The sequence below is a fragment of the Noviherbaspirillum galbum genome (assembly GCF_010974945.1).
Lineage (GTDB): Bacteria > Pseudomonadota > Gammaproteobacteria > Burkholderiales > Burkholderiaceae_D > Noviherbaspirillum > Noviherbaspirillum galbum.
Genome location: NZ_JAAIVB010000068.1, coordinates 68,670 through 87,626 on the forward strand (window position 1 = coordinate 68,670; position 18,957 = coordinate 87,626).

19 protein-coding genes are annotated in these 18,957 nt (G+C 64.3%); 12 read left to right on the forward strand and 7 right to left on the reverse strand.

What is annotated here, in order from left to right:
• Positions 1 to 3 precede the first annotated feature (3 nt).
• Positions 4 to 612, forward strand: a complete 609-nt coding sequence (locus G3574_RS19210; protein ID WP_163966821.1) for a type 1 glutamine amidotransferase domain-containing protein — start codon at positions 4 to 6, stop codon at positions 610 to 612.
• A 5-nt stretch (positions 613 to 617) separates the two neighbouring features.
• On the opposite strand, the gene G3574_RS19215 is transcribed toward G3574_RS19210, so the two are convergent.
• Positions 618 to 1,382, reverse strand: a complete 765-nt coding sequence (locus G3574_RS19215; RefSeq protein WP_163966824.1) for an MgtC/SapB family protein — start codon at positions 1,380 to 1,382, stop codon at positions 618 to 620.
• Positions 1,383 to 1,411: 29 nt separating this feature from the next.
• Positions 1,412 to 2,098 (reverse strand): Crp/Fnr family transcriptional regulator, encoded by a 687-nt coding sequence (locus G3574_RS19220; RefSeq protein WP_163966828.1) that lies wholly within the window; start codon positions 2,096 to 2,098, stop codon positions 1,412 to 1,414.
• 306 nt (positions 2,099 to 2,404) lie between these two features.
• Here G3574_RS19220 and G3574_RS19225 point away from each other — a divergent pair, with 306 nt between their 5' ends.
• From G3574_RS19225 to G3574_RS19255, 7 genes are all read left to right on the forward strand, one after another.
• The gene (locus tag G3574_RS19225) at positions 2,405 to 4,375 is read left to right on the forward strand and encodes an AMP-dependent synthetase/ligase (RefSeq protein ID WP_163966831.1); all 1,971 of its coding nucleotides are present in this window, start codon (positions 2,405 to 2,407) and stop codon (positions 4,373 to 4,375) included.
• 1 nt (position 4,376) lies between these two features.
• Positions 4,377 to 5,171, forward strand: coding sequence for an ABC transporter ATP-binding protein (locus G3574_RS19230; RefSeq protein ID WP_163966834.1), 795 nt, complete (start codon positions 4,377 to 4,379; stop codon positions 5,169 to 5,171).
• A 228-nt stretch (positions 5,172 to 5,399) separates the two neighbouring features.
• Positions 5,400 to 6,296, forward strand: coding sequence for a branched-chain amino acid ABC transporter permease (locus tag G3574_RS19235; RefSeq protein WP_163967081.1), 897 nt, complete (start codon positions 5,400 to 5,402; stop codon positions 6,294 to 6,296).
• 219 nt (positions 6,297 to 6,515) lie between these two features.
• Complete coding sequence (locus tag G3574_RS19240; protein ID WP_163966837.1) at positions 6,516 to 7,574, forward strand: branched-chain amino acid ABC transporter permease; 1,059 nt, start codon at positions 6,516 to 6,518, stop codon at positions 7,572 to 7,574.
• Positions 7,575 to 7,639: 65 nt separating this feature from the next.
• A complete protein-coding gene (locus tag G3574_RS19245) occupies positions 7,640 to 8,953 on the forward strand; it encodes an ABC transporter substrate-binding protein (protein ID WP_163966840.1) in 1,314 nt (437 codons plus the stop codon).
• A 240-nt stretch (positions 8,954 to 9,193) separates the two neighbouring features.
• A complete protein-coding gene (locus G3574_RS19250) occupies positions 9,194 to 10,039 on the forward strand; it encodes an ABC transporter ATP-binding protein (protein ID WP_163966843.1) in 846 nt (281 codons plus the stop codon).
• A 47-nt stretch (positions 10,040 to 10,086) separates the two neighbouring features.
• Complete coding sequence (locus G3574_RS19255; RefSeq protein ID WP_163966846.1) at positions 10,087 to 11,340, forward strand: phenylacetate--CoA ligase family protein; 1,254 nt, start codon at positions 10,087 to 10,089, stop codon at positions 11,338 to 11,340.
• A 41-nt stretch (positions 11,341 to 11,381) separates the two neighbouring features.
• Here G3574_RS19255 and G3574_RS19260 read toward each other — a convergent pair whose 3' ends face one another.
• The gene (locus G3574_RS19260; RefSeq protein WP_163966850.1) at positions 11,382 to 11,669 is read right to left on the reverse strand and encodes a hypothetical protein; all 288 of its coding nucleotides are present in this window, start codon (positions 11,667 to 11,669) and stop codon (positions 11,382 to 11,384) included.
• Between the two features lie 85 nt (positions 11,670 to 11,754).
• On the reverse strand, positions 11,755 to 12,057 hold the full coding sequence (locus G3574_RS19265) for a DUF1330 domain-containing protein (protein WP_163966853.1): 303 nt from the start codon (positions 12,055 to 12,057) through the stop codon (positions 11,755 to 11,757).
• A 176-nt stretch (positions 12,058 to 12,233) separates the two neighbouring features.
• Here G3574_RS19265 and G3574_RS19270 point away from each other — a divergent pair, with 176 nt between their 5' ends.
• Complete coding sequence (locus G3574_RS19270) at positions 12,234 to 12,815, forward strand: hypoxanthine-guanine phosphoribosyltransferase (protein WP_163966856.1); 582 nt, start codon at positions 12,234 to 12,236, stop codon at positions 12,813 to 12,815.
• Between the two features lie 8 nt (positions 12,816 to 12,823).
• On the opposite strand, the gene G3574_RS19275 is transcribed toward G3574_RS19270, so the two are convergent.
• A complete protein-coding gene (locus G3574_RS19275) occupies positions 12,824 to 14,131 on the reverse strand; it encodes an MFS transporter (protein WP_163966859.1) in 1,308 nt (435 codons plus the stop codon).
• A gap of 351 nt (positions 14,132 to 14,482) precedes the next feature.
• Positions 14,483 to 15,454, reverse strand: coding sequence for an NAD(P)H-dependent flavin oxidoreductase (locus G3574_RS19280; protein WP_163966862.1), 972 nt, complete (start codon positions 15,452 to 15,454; stop codon positions 14,483 to 14,485).
• 149 nt (positions 15,455 to 15,603) lie between these two features.
• Here G3574_RS19280 and G3574_RS19285 point away from each other — a divergent pair, with 149 nt between their 5' ends.
• From G3574_RS19285 to G3574_RS19295, 3 genes are read left to right on the forward strand one after another with little or no spacing between them, the layout of a single operon-like run.
• Positions 15,604 to 16,257, forward strand: a complete 654-nt coding sequence (locus tag G3574_RS19285) for a TetR/AcrR family transcriptional regulator (protein ID WP_163966864.1) — start codon at positions 15,604 to 15,606, stop codon at positions 16,255 to 16,257.
• A 31-nt stretch (positions 16,258 to 16,288) separates the two neighbouring features.
• Positions 16,289 to 17,146, forward strand: coding sequence for an enoyl-CoA hydratase-related protein (locus G3574_RS19290; protein ID WP_163966866.1), 858 nt, complete (start codon positions 16,289 to 16,291; stop codon positions 17,144 to 17,146).
• A 14-nt stretch (positions 17,147 to 17,160) separates the two neighbouring features.
• Positions 17,161 to 18,063, forward strand: a complete 903-nt coding sequence (locus tag G3574_RS19295) for an SDR family oxidoreductase (protein WP_163966869.1) — start codon at positions 17,161 to 17,163, stop codon at positions 18,061 to 18,063.
• A gap of 76 nt (positions 18,064 to 18,139) precedes the next feature.
• Here the strand turns inward: G3574_RS19295 and G3574_RS19300 are convergent, their stop codons facing one another.
• On the reverse strand, positions 18,140 to 18,880 hold the full coding sequence (locus tag G3574_RS19300) for a carbonic anhydrase (RefSeq protein ID WP_163966872.1): 741 nt from the start codon (positions 18,878 to 18,880) through the stop codon (positions 18,140 to 18,142).
• Positions 18,881 to 18,957 lie beyond the last annotated feature (77 nt).

Genomic DNA, 18,957 nt, shown 5'->3' on the forward strand with positions numbered 1-18,957 from the left:
AACATGGAACTTACCCTCACAGGGATCAACGTCGCCGTCCTGCTGACGGATGGTTTTGAACAGGTCGAATACACCGGGCCGCGCGACGCGCTCGAACAGCAAGGCGCCGCGCTGAAGGTGATTTCACTCCGGAAAGGCGAGGTGCAGGGCATGCACCACCACGACCAGGGCGACATGTTCCGCGTCGACCTGCTGTTTAGCGAGGCCGATCCGAAATCCTTCGACATGCTGCTGTTGCCCGGCGGCGAGCAGAACGGCGCGACGCTGCGCGATTCGCCCGAGGCCCAGGCTTTCGTGCATGCCTTCGAGGAAGACGGCAAGCCGATCGCGGCGATCTGCCATGGCGGCTGGGTGCTGGCCGCGGCGGGCCTGGTGCAGGGCCGCAGGATGACGAGCTGGGAATCGCTGCAGGACGACTTCCGCAAGGCGGGCGCCAACTGGGTCGATGAAGAAGTCGTGGTCGACGGCAACCTCGTCACCAGCCGCAAGCCGGACGACATTCCCGCCTTCAACAAGAAGATGGTCGACGTGATGTTCCAGCGCCTCGCCGCCCATACCGCCGGCACGAGCGAAGACCGGCGCCACCGTTCCAGCGTGGGCTTCGGCGGCTGACGTCTCTAGTTGCGCGCGTGCGCCAGGTTGAAGCTTTCCACGCCTTCGAACTTGCCGAGTTCCTGCGCCAGTTCGCTGATCGGGATGCCGCTGCTCTTGTCGAAGGCCACCGCGACGAAGTGCCAGACCACCTTGCCGTTCGTCATTGAGATCGCGATCGAGCCGCGCGCGATCTCGTAGCCCCGCTTGATCGCGGCGGCGCGCAATTCATCCTCCGACGGCGCCCAGCCTTCCCTGAAGCGCAGGTCGATGGCGATCGCGGTGCGCGACGGCAGCGACGCCGCGATCCGCGGCACGCCGACCATGCAGAAGGCGGACATCAGCGACAGCAGGATGGCCGCCAGGTAAAAGCCCACGCCGACCAGGATGCCGATCACCGCCGCCGCCCAGATCGAGGCGGCGGTCGTGAGGCCGCTGATGTTGAAGCCGTCGCGCGAGATCACGCCCGCCCCGAGGAAGCCGATCCCGGTCACGATGCCCTGGATGACGCGGGTCGGATCAGCGCCCAGGCCGATTGTGGCCTGCCCTCCATACCAGTCGCCGGGATAGCCGACGATCACCGTCAGCGCCGCCGACGCCATGCACACCAGCCCGTAGGTCCGCATGCCGGCCGCCCGTCCGCGGTAGGAACGCTCGTATCCGACGAGCAGACCGAGCAGCAAGGCGCCGAACAGGCTGAAGAAGACCAGCAGGTTGCTGGTGACCACCGACGCCGACCAGAATGCCGACAGGTCTTCGATGGAGGGGAAATCCGAAAGCAGGTTAGCCATGCATCATGCCTTTTTGCAATCCGCGCGTCTCATGCGCGGAAACGTCGCAGTCCGTCCAGATCGAGGATCTGGATGCCGCCGTAATCCACCTTCAGCAAGCCTTCCTTTTCCAGCACCTGCAGCGCCTGGTTGGCGCGCTGGCGCGACGATCCGGAAAGATAGCCGATCTCTTCCTGCGAAATCTGCAGCAGGGTATCGGTGCCGGGATAGAGATGAGTGTTGAACAGGGCGGCGAGGCAGCGCGCCACGCGCGTGTCGACGTCCAGCAGGCGGTCGAACTCGACCATGCCGATGAACTGCCCCAGCCGTTCATTGAGCTGCATCAAAAGAAATCGCGTGAAGGGAAGGCTATTATCGAGCAGCCACATGAAGGTCTTGGCCGGCATGCGCGCGATGCGGCTGTCCCGCAGCGCCACCACGTCGTACTTGCGCGGCTCCTGCTTGAGCAGCGTGCCTTCGCCGAACCAGCCGCCGCGCGGCACGCCTGTGAAGGTCACCGACTTGCCCTCGGGCGAAAGGTTGTTCATCTTGACCAGCCCGTCGATCACGCCGATCCATGCTTCGCAAGGTTCGCCCTTGCGGCATACATACCCACCCTTGGGAATGGTCTGCTCGTACGTATCCGCTTCCACCCGGGCCATCTGTTCCGGCGTCAGCCCGTTTGCCCAGATGGTCTGGCGCAGCAATTCCTTGAGCGAGGTTTTTTCGACTGTCATTGTGCAGCGCACCAGGCGCGCGAATAAATTTTTTGTTTGCGAAGTAGATTGTCAGCCGGACGACAGCACACGACAATCCCGCTGGCTAGTATGCTGACAACAAATGCTCCAGCGTGATGTGGCTGCGCGCTTCGCGACACCAACGCTGCCTGGAGACAAAAATTACTAACGGAGACATTGTAAGCCCAGACTCACGCCACGCGATACTGTTGGCGCAAGTCTTGGATGCAATCGCCCGCATGGCTGCCCGCATGCAGGCGCTCCGGCCCCTTCAGAACGGTTCGAACTGTGAGAGAGAGTGGGACGATGGCAGAGACAACTCACGACGCCGGCGGCACGACCTTTCCGCGCCTGCTGTTGAAGCATGCGCAGGAGCGCCCCGGCAAGCCGGCCTTCCGCGAGAAGGACCTCGGCATCTGGCAAACCTGGACCTGGTCGGAGGTCGGCGCCGAAGTGCGGGCCTTCGCCTGCGGCCTCGCCGCCATGGGATTTTCGCGCGGCATGAACCTGGCCATCATCGGCGACAACCGCCCGCGCCTCTACTGGGCCATGGCCGCGGCGCAATGCCTCGGCGGCGTCGCGGTCCCGCTCTACCAGGACGCGCCCGCAGCCGACATGGCCTACGTGCTGCAGGACGCCGGCATCGACTTCGCCATCGTCGAAGACCAGGAACAGGTCGACAAGCTGTTCGAGATCAAGCAGGGCGTGCTGCGCGACGGCGGCCTGCTCTCGCACATCATCTACGACGACCCGCGCGGCATGCGCAACTACAAGCAGCCGGAACTGGCCTCGCTCGACACGGTGATCGAACTTGGCCGCGCCTATGACAGGCAGCATCCCGATTTCTTCCAGGCGCAAGTCGGCGCCGGCCGGTCCGACGACGTGGCGGTGATGCTTTATACCTCGGGCACCACCGGCAAGCCGAAGGGCGTCTGCCAGACGCACGCTTCCTTCATCCATGCCGCGTCCGGCGGCTGCGGCTTCGACCGGCTGACGGCGGACGAAGACATTCTTTCCTACCTGCCCATGGCGTGGGTGGGCGACCACCTGTTTTCCTATGCGCAGGCGATGCTGGCGGGCTTTACCGTCAACTGTCCCGAATCCGGCGACACCGTGCTGACGGACCTGCGCGAGATCGGCCCGACGTATTACTTCGCGCCGCCGCGCGTGTTCGAGAACATGCTGACGACGGTGATGATCCGCATGGAGGACGCCGGCGCAATCAAGCGAAGGATGTTCCATCACTACATGGAAGTGGCGCGCCGGGTGGGTGCCGACATCCTCGATGGCAAGCCGGTCGGCATGGTGGAACGGCTGCAGTATGCGCTCGGCAAGTTCTTCGTCTACGGTCCGCTCAAGAACGTGCTCGGCCTGTCGCGCGTGCGCGTGGCCTACACCGCCGGCGCGGCGATCGGCCCGGACCTGTTCCGCTTCTACCGCTCCATCGGCGTCAACCTCAAGCAGCTCTACGGCGCCACCGAGACCTGCGCCTACGTCTGCCTCCAGCCGGACGGCAACATCAAGTTCGACAGCGTGGGCCTGCCCGCGCCCGGCGTGGAAGTGAAGCTGGCGCCGAACGGCGAGGTGCTGGTGAAGTCCGGCTCCATGCTCAAGGAATACTACAAGCGCCCGGACGCCACCGCCGAAGTGATCGACGCGGACGGCTACTTCCATACGGGCGACGCCGGCATCTTCGACGAGCAGGGCCACCTCAAGATCATCGACCGCGCCGCCGACGTCGGCCGCCTGACCAGCGGCGAGATGTTCGCGCCGAACTACATCGAGAACAAGCTGAAGTTCTTCCCCTTCATCAAGGAAGCGGTCGCCTTCGGCAACGAACGCGCCATGGTCTGCGCCTTCATCAACATCGACATGGAAGCCGTCGGCAACTGGGCGGAGCGGCGCGGCATTCCCTATTCCGGCTATACCGACCTGGCGGCCAAGAAGGAAACCTACGACCTGGTGAAGGAATGCGTGGAAAAGGTCAACGCCGACCTCGCGAGCGAAGCCATGATGGCCGGCACGCAGATCCACCGCTTCCTGGTGCTGCACAAGGAGCTCGACCCGGATGACGACGAGCTGACCCGTACCCGCAAGGTGCGCCGCCGCTTCGTCGCCGAGAAATACCGGGTGCTGATCGACGCCCTCTACACCGGCAAGCCGTCGCAGTACATCGAGACGCAGGTGAAGTTCGAGGACGGCAGGCAGGGCAAGGTCGCCGCCGACCTGCGCATCGTCGACGTGAACACTTTTTCCACCTTGAAGAAGGCGGCCTGACATGCCCTTCGTTGACAACCGCAAGATCGGCGACGTCATTCTCGACCTGAAGAACATTTCCCTGTCCTTCGGCGGCGTGAAGGCGCTCACCGACATTTCCTTCAACGTGCGCGAGCACGAGATCCGCGCCATCATCGGCCCCAATGGCGCGGGCAAGAGCTCGATGCTCAACGTGATCAATGGCGTCTACCGGCCGCAGCAGGGCGAGATCACCTACCGCGGCCAGGTGCGCCGGGACATGAACACCTATGCGGCAGCCAAGAGCGGCATCGCGCGCACCTTCCAGAACATCGCGCTGTTCAAGGGCATGTCGGTGCTGGACAACATCATGACCGGCCGCAACCTGAAGATGCAGACCAACTTCCTGCTGCAGGCGCTCTACTGGGGCCCGGCGCAGAAGGAAGAGATCGCCCACCGCAAAAAGGTGGAAGAAATCATCGACTTCCTGGAAATCCAGCACATCCGCAAGACGCCGGTATCGCGCCTGCCCTACGGCCTGCAGAAGCGCGTCGAACTCGGCCGCGCGCTCGCCGCCGAGCCGGAGATCCTGCTGCTCGACGAGCCGATGGCCGGCATGAACGTGGAAGAGAAGCAGGACATGTGCCGCTTCATCCTCGACGTCAACGACCAGTTCGGCGCCACCATCGTGCTGATCGAGCATGACATGGGCGTGGTGATGGATATCTCGGACCGGGTCGTGGTGCTGGATTACGGCAAGAAGATCGGCGATGGCACGCCGGACGAGGTGCGGAGCAACCAGGATGTGATCAATGCGTATCTGGGTGTGGCGCATTGATGGTGCTGCTGCCGTCCTTGGCGCCTTTCAGGCTCCCTCCCCTTCAAGGGGAGGGTTGGGGTGGGGATGGGGTTCGGTCGCAAGCAAAGTACAGCATTCGGTTCACTTTCGTTGTTAAGGCTGTTCTTCGATCACAATCGAAACCCATCCCCACCCTAGCCCTCCCCTTGAAAGGGAGGGGACGAATGGTGCTAGCGCAAGAGTAAAAATCGGAGACAACCAATGGAATTGACCTTCATCCTCGAAGTCTTCATCGGCGGCCTGCTGGCCGGGGTGATGTATGCGCTGGTGGCGCTGGGCTTCGTGCTGATCTACAAGGCATCGGGCGTGTTCAACTTCGCCCAGGGCGCGATGGTGTTCTTCGCCGCGCTCACCACCGTCGGCATCTCGAGCAAGTTCGGCGTCTCGCTGTGGCTTGCCGTGCCGCTGGCGATGGCGGCGATGGTGCTGCTGGGCCTGGCCACCGAGCGCATCGTGCTGCGGCCGCTGGTGAACCAGCCGGAAATCACGCTCTTCATGGCAACCATCGGCCTGACTTTCTTCGTCGAGGGCCTGGCCCAGCTGATGTGGGGCTCCGAGGTGCGGCAGCTCAACATCGGCATCGAGGACGTGCCCATCCAGGTGCTGCTCGACAAGTTCAACATCTCGGTGTCGCAGTTCGACGTGACTTCCGCCGGCATCTGCGCGGTGCTGGTCACCAGCCTGGCGCTGTTCTTTTCCAAGACCAAGATCGGACGCGCCCTGCGCGCGGTGGCGGACGACCACCAGGCCGCGCTGGCCGTGGGCATCCCGCTGCAGCAGATCTGGGGCATCGTCTGGGCCGTCGCCGGTTTCGTGGCGCTGGTCGCCGGCCTGCTCTGGGGCGCGCGCAACGGCGTGCAGTTCGCGCTGACCTTCGTGGCGCTGAAGGCCCTGCCGGTGCTGATCCTCGGCGGCTTCACCTCGGTGCCGGGCGCCATCGTCGGCGGCCTGATCATCGGCGCCTCGGAAAAGCTGGCGGAAGTGTTCATCGGCCCCATGGTCGGCGGCGGCATCGAGGGCTGGTTCCCCTACGTGCTGGCCTTGCTGTTCCTGCTGGTGCGGCCGGAAGGCTTGTTTGGCGAGAAGATCATTCGACGGATTTGAAGAATCACAGCTCTTTCAAGTACAGAGAAAGCTCCTTCCCCTTCAAGGGGGAGGTTGGGTGGGGGATGGGTTTCCGACGCAAGCAAAGAACAGCATCCAGTTCATTGTCGAAGTTAATGCTGTTCTTTGCTTGCTGCCGAAACCCATCCCCACCCCGGCCCTCCCCTTGAAGGGGAGGGTGAGAACGGGGCGCTTAGCGCCAAATATAAGGATGCCACCATGTTCTACCGCGAAGCTGGTCAATTCAAAGTCACCTACCAGGCCGACGGGCAGGTCTTTCCGATCCGCCAGGACCGCATCGGCATTGCCGCGCTGCTGGCCGTGGCCTTTCTGGTCGTGCCTTTCGTCGCCTCGCCCTACGTCTTTTCCGCGATCCTGATTCCCTTCCTGATCTTCGCGCTCGCTGCGCTGGGCCTGAACATCCTGACCGGCTACGCCGGCCAGCTGTCGCTGGGAACGGCGGCCTTCATGGCGGTCGGGGCGTTTGCCGCCTACAACTTCATCCTGCGCATTCCCGGCATGCCGGTGCTGCTGGCCTTCATCCTCGGCGGGCTGTGCGCCGCCATGGTGGGCATCGTGTTCGGCCTGCCCTCGCTGCGCATCCGCGGCTTCTACCTTGCCGCCGCCACGCTGGCCACGCAGTTCTTCGTGGTGTGGTGCCTGACCAAGATCCAGTGGTTCACCAACTACAGCAGCTCGGGCGTGATTACCGCACAGAAGATCAGCATGTTCGGCTACACCTTCGACACGCCGGCCAGCAAGTACCTGCTGGTGCTGGCCATCGTCTGCGTCATGGCGCTGATGGTGAAGAACATGGTGCGCTCCAACGTCGGGCGCTCCTGGATGGCGGTGCGCGACATGGACGTTGCCGCGGAGGTGATCGGCTTCCGCCTGATGCGCACCAAGCTGCTGGCCTTCGCCGTGAGCTCCTTCTACTGCGGCGTGGCGGGCGCGCTGTATGCCTATGCCTACCTCGGCACGGTGGAGCCGGAAGCCTACAGCCTGGACCTGTCCTTCCGCATCCTGTTCATGATCATCATCGGCGGCGTGGGTTCCATCATCGGCGCCTTCTTCGGCTCGGCCTTCATCGTGCTGCTGCCCATCCTGCTGAACATCATCGCGCACGGCCTGCAGCTGCCGACGTCGGTGGCGTCCAACCTGGAGCTGATGGTGTTCGGCGCGCTGATCATCTTCTTCCTCATCGTCGAGCCGCACGGGCTCGCGCGGTTGTGGCAGATCGCCAAGGAAAAGCTTCGCTTGTGGCCTTTCCCGCATTAAAACAAACAAGCAAAGAGGGTTGAAAAGATTCCACTTTCAGCATCCAAATCAATAGGAGGAGCACAATGAAGTCACTTAAATCCGTCATGCTGGGCGCCGTGATGGCAGCCACCATGGGCACGATGGGCGCGGCCGTCGCCCAGGAGCAGTACATTCCCATCCTGTCCTACCGCGTCGGTCCCTACGCCGCGGGCGGCTCCGGCTTCTTCGGCGGCACCATCGACTACATGAACCTGGTCAACGCCAACGGCGGCATCAATGGCGTGAAGCTGAAGTGGGAAGAATGCGAAACCGAATACAACCCCTCGCGCGGCGTGGAGTGCTATGAGCGCCTGAAGTCGAAGAACGGCGGCGCATCGCTGGTCGAACCGCTCGCCACCGGCATCGCCTACGGCATCCTCGACCGCGTCGCGACCGACAAGATCCCGATGACGACCCTGGGCTATGGCCGCTCCGACGCCGCCAACGGCAAGGTCTTCCCTTATGTCTTCCCGCTGATCACCAGCTACTGGAACCAGGCCACGGCCATGGTGGCCTACCTTGGCAGCAAGGCGGGCGGCGTGGACAAGCTCAAGGGCAAGAAGATCGTCCACCTCTACCATGATTCCGCGTTCGGCAAGGAGCCGATGCCGGTGCTGGATGCCGAAGCGCAGAAGTATGGCTTCGAGCTGATCAAGATCCCCGTCGCCCATCCCGGCAACGAGCAGCAGTCGCAATGGCTGCAGATCCGCCAGGCCAAGCCGGATTACGTGATCCTGTGGGGCTGGGGCGTGATGAACGCGGTGGCGATCAAGACCGCGCAGCGCAACGGCTTCCCGCGCGAGAAGATCCTCGGCGTCTGGTGGGCAGGCTCGGAAGAGGACACCATCCCGGCCGGCGAAGCCGCCAAGGGCTACACCACCATGACCTTCAACACGCCGGGCAACTACCCGGTGCTCGACGAGATCCGCAAGAAAGTTTATGACGCCGGCAAGGGCAACCTCGACGACAAGACCCGCGTCGGCTCGGTCTACCACATGCGCGGCGTGACCGCGGCCATCCTGTGGGTGGAAGCGATCCGCAAGGCGCAGGAAAAGTTCGGCAAGGGCAAGGTAATGACCGGCGAGCAGGTGCGCTGGGGCTTCGAGAACCTCGACGTGAACGAAGCGCGACAGAAGGAACTCGGCGCGCTCGGCATGTTCCCGCCGGTGAAGACCTCCTGCGACGACCACGAAGGCTCGGGCGCGGTGAAGGTGCAGCAGTGGAACGGCTCGAAGTGGGTGCCGATCACGCCGAACTGGGTGACCGGCGACAAGGCCCTGACGCGCAAGCTGCTGGAAGAGTCCTCGGCGAAGTATGCGGCGGAGAAGAACATCAAGGCGGCCTGTTTGGGGTCTTGATTCGTTTATCCGGATCTTCTCGTTTCACGTCAGGCACCCTCCCTTTCAAGGGGAGGGCTGGGGTGGGGATGGGGTTCGGCAGCAAGAAAAGAACAGCATCCAGTTCATTGTCGAAATCAACACTGTTCTTTGCCTGCATGGGAAACCCATCCCCACCCCTACCCTCCCCTTGAAAGGGAGGGAGTTGAACGGACGCCCTTCCCTGGAGGGCGGAAGTATTACTCAGAACCGACAACCCACATGAACACACCGACCGCCAGCATCGCTCCCGCCGCATCACCGTCGGCGCCTTATCTTTCCGTGAACAACATCGAGGTCATCTACGACCACGTGATCCTGGTCCTGAAGGGCGTGTCGCTGCAGGTGCCGCAGGGGAAGATCGTGGCCCTGCTCGGCGCGAACGGCGCGGGCAAGTCGACCACCATGAAGTCGATCTCTACCTTGCTGCGGGGCGAGCGCGGCGACGTCACCAAGGGCAGCGTCGAATTCAAGGGCGAGCGCGTCGACCAGCTCACGCCCAACGAACTCGTGAAGCGCGGCCTGTCGCAGGTGATGGAAGGCCGCCATTGCTTCGGCCACCTGACCATCGAGGAAAACCTGCTGACCGGCGCCTACACCCGCAGCCTGTCGCGCGCGGCGCTCAAGGAGTCGCTCGACATGGTGTATCACTACTTTCCGCGACTGAAGGAACGCCGCGCCTCGCAGGCCGGCTATACCTCGGGCGGCGAGCAGCAGATGTGCGCCATCGGCCGCTCGCTCATGGCCAAGCCGTCGATGATCCTGCTGGACGAACCCTCGATGGGCCTGGCGCCGCAAATCGTCGAGGAAATCTTCGAGATCGTGCAAGACCTGAACAAGAAGGAAAACGTGTCCTTCCTCGTGGCCGAGCAGAACACCATGGTGGCGCTGCGCTACGCCGACTTCGGCTACATCCTGGAAAACGGCCGCGTGGTGATGGAAGGCGAGGCCAGCGGCCTGGCCGCCAACGAAGACGTGAAAGAGTTTTACCTGGGCGTCTCCGGCGCGGAGCGCAAGAGCTTCCGCGACATGAAGTTCTACCGCCGCCGCAAGCGCTGGCTGGCCTGAACGCACGACACCTCTCCCGAACCAAGACATCCCGCGAAAGACCCGCCATGGCCGACTATTTCGATGCCCTTGAAACCCGCGACCCGCAGGTTCGCGAACGCGACCTCATGGCGCGACTGCCGCAACTCGTTGCCCGCGCCGCCGCCGCGCCGGGATGGGGACGCATCCTGGAAGGCGTGAACCCGGCAGACATCACCTCGCGCTCGGCGCTCGCGCAGTTGCCGGTCACGCGAAAGTCCGACCTCAAGGACCTGCAGAAGGACGCCATGCCCTTCGGCGGACTGACGACCACCGACCCGCGGGCGCTGCGCCGGTTGTTCATGTCGCCCGGCCCGATCTTCGATCCGGAAGGCAAGGACGCGGACTGGTGGCGCTTCGCCCGGCCCATGGCAGCGATCGGCTTGAAGGCGGGGCACATCGTGCAGAACTGCTTTTCCTATCATTTCACGCCGGCGGCCTTCATGGCCGAAGGCGGCGCGGCGCGCATCGGCTGCCCGGTGATCCCGGCCGGCATCGGCCAGACCGAGATGCAGGTGCAGGCGATGAACCTGCTGAGGCCAGACGCCTATGTCGGCACGCCGTCCTTCCTGAAGATCATCATCGAGAAGGCGCGCGAGATGAATGCCGACATTGGCAGCGTGCAGCGCGCGCTGGTGGGCGCCGAGGCGCTGCCGCCGTCGCTGCGCGCCTGGCTGAAGGACAACGGTGTGGCAACGGTGCTGCAGATGTACGGCTCGGCCGACATCGGCAACATCGCCTATGAAACGATGAGCAACGGCGAGGTGAATCCCGGCATGGTGATCGACGAGGAACTGATCGTCGAGATCGTGCGCCCGGGCACCGGCGATACGGTTGCAGACGGCGAGGTGGGCGAAGTCGTGGTGACCTCGTTCAACCCGGACTACCCGCTGGTGCGCTTCGGCACCGGCGACCTGTCCGCCGTGCTCGCGGGCGCATCGCCGTGCGGACGGACCAATGTCCGCATCAAGGGCTGGATGGGACGGGCGGACCAGACGTCGAAGGTGCGCGGCATGTTCGTGCATCCGGGGCAGGTGGCCGAGGTGGTCAAGCGCCATCCGGAGATCGCCAAGGCGCGTCTCGTCATCACCGGGGAGATGGCGAACGACGTCATGACCCTGCACTGCGAAACCGAAGGCGGCGCACTGCCCGACGCGACGGTGGCGGCGATCGTGGACACGATGCGCGACATCACCAAGCTGCGCGGCGGCGTTGCCTTGCAGCCGCGCGGCGCCTTGCCGAACGACGGCAAGGTGATCGAGGACGCGCGGACCTACGAGTAAGCCGGCGTCCCTCCCGAACCTGGCAGGCCGCCCGGGCCTGCCTACCAGTTCTTCTTTATCACCTTGTCGGGCGACTTGCCCGGCCGGTCGTTGACGACCTCGTCCACTCCGCCGGTTTCCCGCAGGTCGGTATCGACCATGCCGGCCTGCAGGTCCTTGTAGGCTTGCTTGATATCGTCGCGCGGCTGCTCCTCGGGAAGCTCGTCGCGTTCGTCGCGCTCGTGCGGCTCCAGCGGCGTGGGCGACGCGTTGTTGTGCTGCGAGGTCTTGATGTGGTGTTCCTTGTGGGCGGACTTCATGTGCCCGGTAGTCGATCTTGGGGTTTTCATTGCGGCTCCATGCTGTTCTTGCAATACCCGTTCGAACGCGGTGGCCGGCAAAGATTCCCCAAGGAAGAGCCTGGGATGATGCTGTTCAGACACCTTCGACGATGAACAGGCGGCCGGTGGAATTGGCCTGCCGGATCTTCCTGGCATGCTCGTACTCGACCGAGTCGTACCATTTCCGCGCCTGCTCCAGTGAGGGAAACTCGACGATGACCGTGCGCAATCCGGCATGATGGGAAGCGTCCTCGCCTTCGCGCTGTTCGCGGCTGCCGCCGCGGACGATGAACTGGCCGCCATGTTGCGCGACCGACTGGGTGGAAAGCGTGCGGTAGGGCTCGTATCCCGCGGCATCTGTCACCGCGATCTCGGCAACGACATAGGCTTTCTTCATGACAGCGTCTCCTCGCTTGTTGAACCAGCAAGCATTGTAAGACGTCGCGGCCGTGCGCGCCGGGCCCGAACTGCGGTGCGCCGGCGGGTTCCAAGGAGGGCGAGGCAGGCACGCCGGGCAAGGTCCGATATGGTATCGTCTTGCCCGCGTTGAATAATTGCACCGAGGACTTGCGAATGACTTACATCGATTCCGAATACCATCGCGACAAGGCTCGCAAGCTGCTTGCCGACGGCGAACTGATCTTTGACGCCAAGGCCGTGCAGGACGCGGTCGACCGGGTGGCGGACCAGCTCAACAAGCGGTTCAATGAAGACGACAGCGCGCCCTTCCCGCTGGTGCTCGGCGTGATGGGCGGCGCGGTGGTGTTCTGCGGCCAGCTGCTGACCCGGTTGAAGTTCCCCCTTGAATTCGACTACATGCACGTCACCCGCTATGGCAGCAAGGACCAGGGCGGCAAGATCGAGTGGAAGGTGATCCCGCGCTCGAACGTCGAGGGCCGCACGGTGGTGGTGCTCGACGACATCCTCGACGAAGGCGAGACGCTGGCGCACGTCAAGGAGCGCCTGCTCGACATGGGCGCGGCGGAAGTGGTGCTGGCGGTCTTCGCCGACAAGGACATCGGCAAGGTCAAGCCGGTCAAGGCCGATTACGTCGGCCTGACCCTGCCGAACAAGTTCGTCGTCGGCTACGGCATGGATGCCTACGGCTACTGGCGCAACCTGGCCGAGATCTGGGCGATCAAGACGGAATCCTGAATCCCGGCTCAGCCGGCGGCGGCCTGCCCCGCCTCGCTCTCCACGCCGCTCCGCAGCAGCGTGCCGAAGCCTCCCGCCAGGGCGATGCCCAGCACGCCGAGCAGCGCGTAGGTCGGCCGCATGCCGACGTGGTCGGCCACCCAGCCGAAGCCGAATCCGCCGAGCGGCGCGGCGCTGAAGGCGACGAAGCGCGAGGTCGAGGTGATGCGCCCCAGCAGCGCGGGCGGCGCGGCAAGCTGGCGTATCGACACGAACAAGATGCTGTACGACGTGATCATCATGTCGAAGGCGAACACCGCCGGCGCGAACAGCACCACCGTGTAGGAAGCGGCCGGCATCGCGGCAAAGACCAGCCAGATGGCAGCCAGCGCCAGCACCGAACCCACCATCAATCGCCGTTCGCCGACGCGGCGCGCCAGCCGCACCGTCAGCAGCGACGCCGCCAGCGCGCCCAGCCCGCCGAACATCATCGCCATTCCGAACCAGCCGGCGGACAAGCCGAGTGTGCGCGTGGCGAGCAGCACGTGCAGCGCGAGATGGCCATGGAAGAGAACATGGAACATCGCCGCCGACACCGTCAGCAGGCGCAGCATGGGGTCGGCCCACAACAGCCGCCAGCCGGCCAGGAAATCCGCCAGCATCGACGCCGCCCGGCCGTGCTCGCCAGCGCCGGCGCCGGGCTGGTCGGGGTTGGGCAGCAGCACCAGCATCGAGATCGCGATGCACAGGCCGTCAATCGAGATCGCCCAGGCCGGGGTCAGCAGCGCCACCAGCCAGCCGGCGAGCCCGGGGCCGATCAGGCCGGCGATGGAATCGCAACCGAAGATCAGGCTGTTGGATTCGATGGCGCGTTCCGTTCCGGCGATGCGCGCCGCATACACCTGGCCGGCAGCGACGATGAGCGCCAGGCCCAGGCCAATCAGCAATTCCATGACGTACAGCCATTCCACCCGCAGCACGCCGAGCGCGTGCCCGGCCGGCACGCTCAGCAGCGCGGCGAACACCAGGGACTGCCCGCCCAGCAGCACCCGTTTCGGCGAAAAGCGGTCGGCCAGCACGCCGGCCAGCAGCGACGAGACGCCGAACGCGCCGGCATGGCACGCCACCATGATGCCGGATTCGAAGGGCCCGGCGTGCAGCTCGGTGATGGCGAGCAACGGCAAGGCAACGATGGAAATGCGGGCGCCGATCTCGGCGATGAAGAAATTGCACCAGAGGCGCCGGTACTGCGGCAGGCCGAGCAGGGAATGCCTGAGGCGCTGCACGAGCTGCTGCATGAACAGCCGCACGGGAGGCGGATTGAACGATTGAAGCATGACACACCATGTCAAGGCTGCGCAGCGGCTGTGATGGGCAGATGCGCCGGTTGGCTTCCGGTCGAAGCACACGGCCAGGCATTGCCTCATGCAATGCGCAACCCGCCGGCGGATCGCGCCCGCGGAAATGGCCACTCGATGGACTGCGTGGACTGCGGATGAAACGGGGTACTGCCGGGGCGATGCCGTCGTGGCACGGGAATGATGTTCTTGTCGGCCCGTGCGGTGCATGCGATGAACGGGTCCATCGCGGTTAGAGGGAGATGGAAACTGTAGCGCGGGAAGGGAAGGCGGTCAAGGCGGGCAGTCATGGCGCTGCCCGCCCGCGTGTGTCACGCCTGCGTTACGGCATCAGAGCGCGAGGCGCTGGCGCGCGGCGTCGTATTCCGCCTTCAGGCGCTCGACGAGTTCGGCGACCGCCGGCACGTCGTGCATCAGGCCGACGCCCTGGCCGGCGCCCCAGATGTCGCGCCAGGCCTTGGCCTTGCTGCCGCCGCCGGAACCGAAGTTCATCTTCGTCTTGTCGGCCTGCGGCAGGTCGTCCGGGTCCAGCCCGGCGGACACGATGGACTTCCTCAGGTAGTTGCCATGCACGCCGGTGAACAGGTTGGTGTAGACGATGTCGGCGGCGCTGGATTCGACGATGGTGTCGCGATAGGCCTGGTCCACGTTCGATTCCTTGGTGGCCAGCCAGCGCGTGCCGATGTAGGCGAAATCCGCGCCCATGGCCTGGGCGGCGAGGATGGCGTCGCCGCTGGCGATCGAACCCGACAGGGCGATCGGTCCCTTGAAGAATTTACGCACCTCGCCCACCAGCGCGAACGGCGACAGCGTGCCGGCATGGCCGCCGGCGCCGGCCGCCACCAGGATGAGGCCGTCCACGCCCGCTTCCAGCGCCTTCTGCGCGTGGCGCACGGAAATCACGTCGTGCAGCACGATGCCGCCATAGCTGTGGACCGCGTCCAGCATTTCCTTCGGCGGCGCGCGCAGGCTGGAAATGATGATCGGCACCTGGTGCTTCACGCAAACCTCGACGTCATGCTCCAGCCTGTCGTTGGACTGGTGAACGATCTGGTTGACGGCAAAGGGCGCGACCTTCGCCTGCGGATTGGCTTCCTGGTAGGCCTTGAGTTCCTGCTGGATGTCGGTCAGCCAGACATCCAGCTGTTCCGCCGGGCGCGCGTTGAGCGCCGGAAAGGCGCCGACGATGCCGGCCTTGCATTGCGCCTTGACGAGCGCCGGGCCGCTGGCGATGAACATGGGCGAGCCGATCACCGGCAGGGACAGGTTCCGCAGCACGGGGGGCAGATGGGACTGGGTCATGGGTTCTCCTTGAATCGACATGCATCGACAGCGGTTTGATGAAACGCCCTGTTGCGCGGATTCTTGCACCGGCGGCATTGCGTTTTCGTGAAGGTCGTTTATGATGTTACCAGAAAAAACAGTGTTTTTTCAAACGACCGTTCGCTTTCATGACCAGACAAAAAACACCCGCGGCACCCGTCGTGAATTTCCGCCAGGCCCAGGAAGACCTGCGGCAAACCTTGCGCCAGGGCATGCTCGACGCCGCCACCCGCCTGCTGACCGAGGAGGGTCCGTCGGCATTGACTGTGCGCCGCGTCGCCGACGCCGTCAACTGTTCCACCACCCTGCTCTATTCGCTGTTCGGCGGCAAGGACGGGCTTGCCAACGAGCTTTACCTCGAAGGCTTCGCGCGCCTCAAGGCGGAGTTCGCCGCGGCAACGACGGGCGCCGTGGCAGGCACGAGCGGCCTCGAACCGCTGCGCCTGTATGCGCGGGTCTATCATCAGTATGCCCGCAACAATCCCAGCTACTACATGGTGATGTTCGGCGACGCCATCGCCGGCTTCGTGCCGCCGGTGGAATCGCGCAACACCGCCTGGGAATCGCTCGCCGTGCTGATCGACGCCTTCGGCGACTGCATGAAGGACGGCGCCTTGCCGCCGTCCAACCCGACGGCGGCGGCGCGCCTGCTGTGGGCGGCGATGCACGGCGCGGTGAGCCTCGAGCTCAAGGGCTACTACCTCAAGACCGAACGGGCCGACGAATTGTTCGACGCGGCGGTCAACGCGGTGCTGAAGTCGCTGCGCACGCCGGATGCATGACACCACCAACGACACCACAGGAGACAGCCCAATGCACTACCAATCCATCGACCTGGCGATCGAAGACAAGATCGCCCACCTGAAGCTGAACCGCCCCGCCAGCCTGAACACCATGCATCCGGTGCTGTGGCGAGAACTGACCCATGCGCTCGACATGCTGCAGAACGAAGCGCCTGCCCGCGCGCTGGTCATTTCCTCCACCGGCAAGCATTTCACCGCCGGCATGGCGCTCGACGTCTTCGGCCGCGAAGGCGGCGTGACGCTCGACGAGCGCAGCGCGGGCGGCCGCGCCAACATCGTGCCGCAGCTGCTCGACATGCAGCAGGCCTTCGGCAAGATCGAGGCGCTGCGCATGCCGGTCATCGCCGCCATCCAGGGCGGCTGCATCGGCGGCGGCGTGGACATGGTCAGCGCCTGCGACATCCGCCTGGCCACCAGCGACGCCTTTTTCTGCATCCAGGAAATCAACATCGGCATGACCGCCGACCTGGGCACGCTGCAGCGCCTGCCGAAGCTGATCCCGGAAGGCATCGTGCACGAACTCGCCTACACCGGCCGGCGCCTGCCGGCGCAGCGCGCGCTGGCGGTAGGCCTGGTGAACGAGGTATTCGACAGCCAGGAGGCGATGCTGGAGGCCGCGCTGCAGATGGCGCAGGAAATCGCCGAGAAGCCGCCGGTGGCGATCTGGGGCAGCAAGCAGGCGATCCACTATGCGCGCGACCATGCCACGCATGACGCCTTGCAGCAGATGGGCTGGCTGCAATCCGGCATCTGGCAGACCGGCAACCTGGTGGAGGCCTTCACCGCGAAGCAGCAGGGCCGCAAGCCGCAATTCGATGATCTGCCAGCACTGCATTCTTTCAAGGATGCGGACTATCCACTGAAGTGAACGAGGAGACCGACATGTTTCAACCGAATCTGATGAAGGGCAAACGCATCCTGGTAACGGGCGGCGGCACCGGCCTGGGCCGCGCGATGGCGGAAAAGTATCTCGAACTCGGCGCGGACATCTACATCTGCGGCCGGCGCAAGCAGGTCTGCGACGAAACCGCGAAGGAACTGATGGCGGCGCATGGCGGCAGCGTCAAGACCTTCGGCCTGGACATCCGCGATGCGGCCGCGGTCGACGACATGGTGGAGCAGATCTTCGCCGAAGGACCGCTCACCGGCCTCGTCAACAATGCCGCCGGCAACTTCATCTCTCCCACCTCTGCCCTTTCCTCGCGCGGCTTCGACGCGGTGGCGAACATCGTCATGCATGGCACCTTCTACGTGACGCATGCCGTCGGCAGGCGCTGGGTCGAGATGGCGATGAAGGGCCAGTGGAAGCCGGAGGATGGCTACCGCAGCGTGATTTCCATCATCGTCACCTGGGTGCTCAACGGCGGTCCCTTCGTGGTGCCGTCGGCGATGAGCAAGTCGGCCATCCATGCCATGACCTTGTCGCTGGCAACCGAGTGGGCGCAATACGGCGTGCGGCTGAACGCCATCGGACCGGGCGAGATTCCGACCGAGGGCATGAGCAAGCGCCTCAATCCCGGCGAGGAACCGGGTGCGCGTTCGGCCAAGACCAACCCCATGGGGCGCGCCGGCAAGATGGCGGAACTGCAGAACCTCTCCACCTTCCTGATGGCCGACGGCTGCGACTGGCTGACCGGCCAGGCGATCATGATGGATGGCGGCAACCATCTCGCTACCGGCGGCAATTTCTACGAGCTGCGTTCCTGGTCGCAGGACCAGTGGAAGGAAGCGCGCGACCGCATCGAGGAACAGAACAAGAAGGACCGCGCGCAGCGCACGAACTGACGGCATTGCCTCGCTTGCCGGCGTGGACAAGCGAGGCAGTTCGCGCGCTCAGTTCTAACTCGTTTCTAGTTTTGTTCTAGCTTTGTTCGAGCGCGCGTCCGTTGAGCGGCTGCAGCGGACGCGCATTCATCTTGTAGAGCTTCTGGAAGGCCTCGATCTGCGCCTTCGAGGCTTCGATCGGCGTCTTGAGCACTTGCCAGCGCACACCCTCGCTGCATGGCGGCGTGGTGAGCGAGCCCATGTATTTGTAGTAGCCCTTGTCGACGGGCAGCATGTCGGCGACATTGAAGCCGGCGTCAAGCGCCTGCTTCTCTCCTGCATGCGCGGGCAGGTGGCCGAAGACGCCGTTCAGCGCCGCATTGGCCTTGCCCTGCTTGATCATCACGCCGACGACGGCCAGCTTGCCTTCCGCGTTCTTGTGGACGAGGTGGGCCACCAGCGGAAAAGCCTTGCCGCCGATGCGTTCCTCGCTCGGCGTGTGAAAGTGAAATTGCACCAGCTTGTAAGGCGAACCATCCAGCGTGAGGTCGCCGGCATCGGCAAGGTTGACCTGGATGGTGTGGCCGTTATTGACCACCTCGGCGCCGCTCGCCTTGTACGTGAGCGAGAGCGGCGCGAGTCCGGCCTTCTTCGCGGAGCGGATGTCGATCGGCGACTGCTCCTTGCCCAGCTTGCACTCGGCGAACCCGTGATCGAGATCGCCCCATGCCTTGGGTCCCGTCTTTCCCTCGTATTCCCAATGCGGCGCGTCGCCGCTCGCGAACGCGTTGCATGCGAACGGAATGATCGCTGCCGCGATGAGGTGCTTCAATGTCATTGCCTGCTCCCAGAATTTGGAAATGTTCTTGATGTGTCGAGGTGCAGCCGCCGCAAGCGCGAGCCTGTCTTTTCGGG

Bases quoted from the DNA above. Each gene is read 5' to 3' on its own strand.
- G3574_RS19270 (WP_163966856.1), top strand. From the start codon at position 12,234: ATGACTTACATCGATTCCGAATACCATCGCGACAAGGCTCGCAAGCTG.
- G3574_RS19250 (WP_163966843.1), top strand. From the start codon at position 9,194: ATGAACACACCGACCGCCAGCATCGCTCCCGCCGCATCACCGTCGGCG.
- G3574_RS19285 (WP_163966864.1), top strand. From the start codon at position 15,604: ATGACCAGACAAAAAACACCCGCGGCACCCGTCGTGAATTTCCGCCAG.
- G3574_RS19240 (WP_163966837.1), top strand. From the start codon at position 6,516: ATGTTCTACCGCGAAGCTGGTCAATTCAAAGTCACCTACCAGGCCGAC.
- G3574_RS19295 (WP_163966869.1), top strand. From the start codon at position 17,161: ATGTTTCAACCGAATCTGATGAAGGGCAAACGCATCCTGGTAACGGGC.
- G3574_RS19225 (WP_163966831.1), top strand. From the start codon at position 2,405: ATGGCAGAGACAACTCACGACGCCGGCGGCACGACCTTTCCGCGCCTG.
- G3574_RS19245 (WP_163966840.1), top strand. From the start codon at position 7,640: ATGAAGTCACTTAAATCCGTCATGCTGGGCGCCGTGATGGCAGCCACC.
- G3574_RS19215 (WP_163966824.1), bottom strand. From the start codon at position 1,382: ATGGCTAACCTGCTTTCGGATTTCCCCTCCATCGAAGACCTGTCGGCA.
- G3574_RS19290 (WP_163966866.1), top strand. From the start codon at position 16,289: ATGCACTACCAATCCATCGACCTGGCGATCGAAGACAAGATCGCCCAC.
- G3574_RS19280 (WP_163966862.1), bottom strand. From the start codon at position 15,454: ATGACCCAGTCCCATCTGCCCCCCGTGCTGCGGAACCTGTCCCTGCCG.
- G3574_RS19260 (WP_163966850.1), bottom strand. From the start codon at position 11,669: ATGAAAACCCCAAGATCGACTACCGGGCACATGAAGTCCGCCCACAAG.
- G3574_RS19230 (WP_163966834.1), top strand. From the start codon at position 4,377: ATGCCCTTCGTTGACAACCGCAAGATCGGCGACGTCATTCTCGACCTG.
- G3574_RS19275 (WP_163966859.1), bottom strand. From the start codon at position 14,131: ATGCTTCAATCGTTCAATCCGCCTCCCGTGCGGCTGTTCATGCAGCAG.
- G3574_RS19210 (WP_163966821.1), top strand. From the start codon at position 4: ATGGAACTTACCCTCACAGGGATCAACGTCGCCGTCCTGCTGACGGAT.
- G3574_RS19220 (WP_163966828.1), bottom strand. From the start codon at position 2,098: ATGACAGTCGAAAAAACCTCGCTCAAGGAATTGCTGCGCCAGACCATC.
- G3574_RS19255 (WP_163966846.1), top strand. From the start codon at position 10,087: ATGGCCGACTATTTCGATGCCCTTGAAACCCGCGACCCGCAGGTTCGC.
- G3574_RS19300 (WP_163966872.1), bottom strand. From the start codon at position 18,880: ATGACATTGAAGCACCTCATCGCGGCAGCGATCATTCCGTTCGCATGC.
- G3574_RS19265 (WP_163966853.1), bottom strand. From the start codon at position 12,057: ATGAAGAAAGCCTATGTCGTTGCCGAGATCGCGGTGACAGATGCCGCG.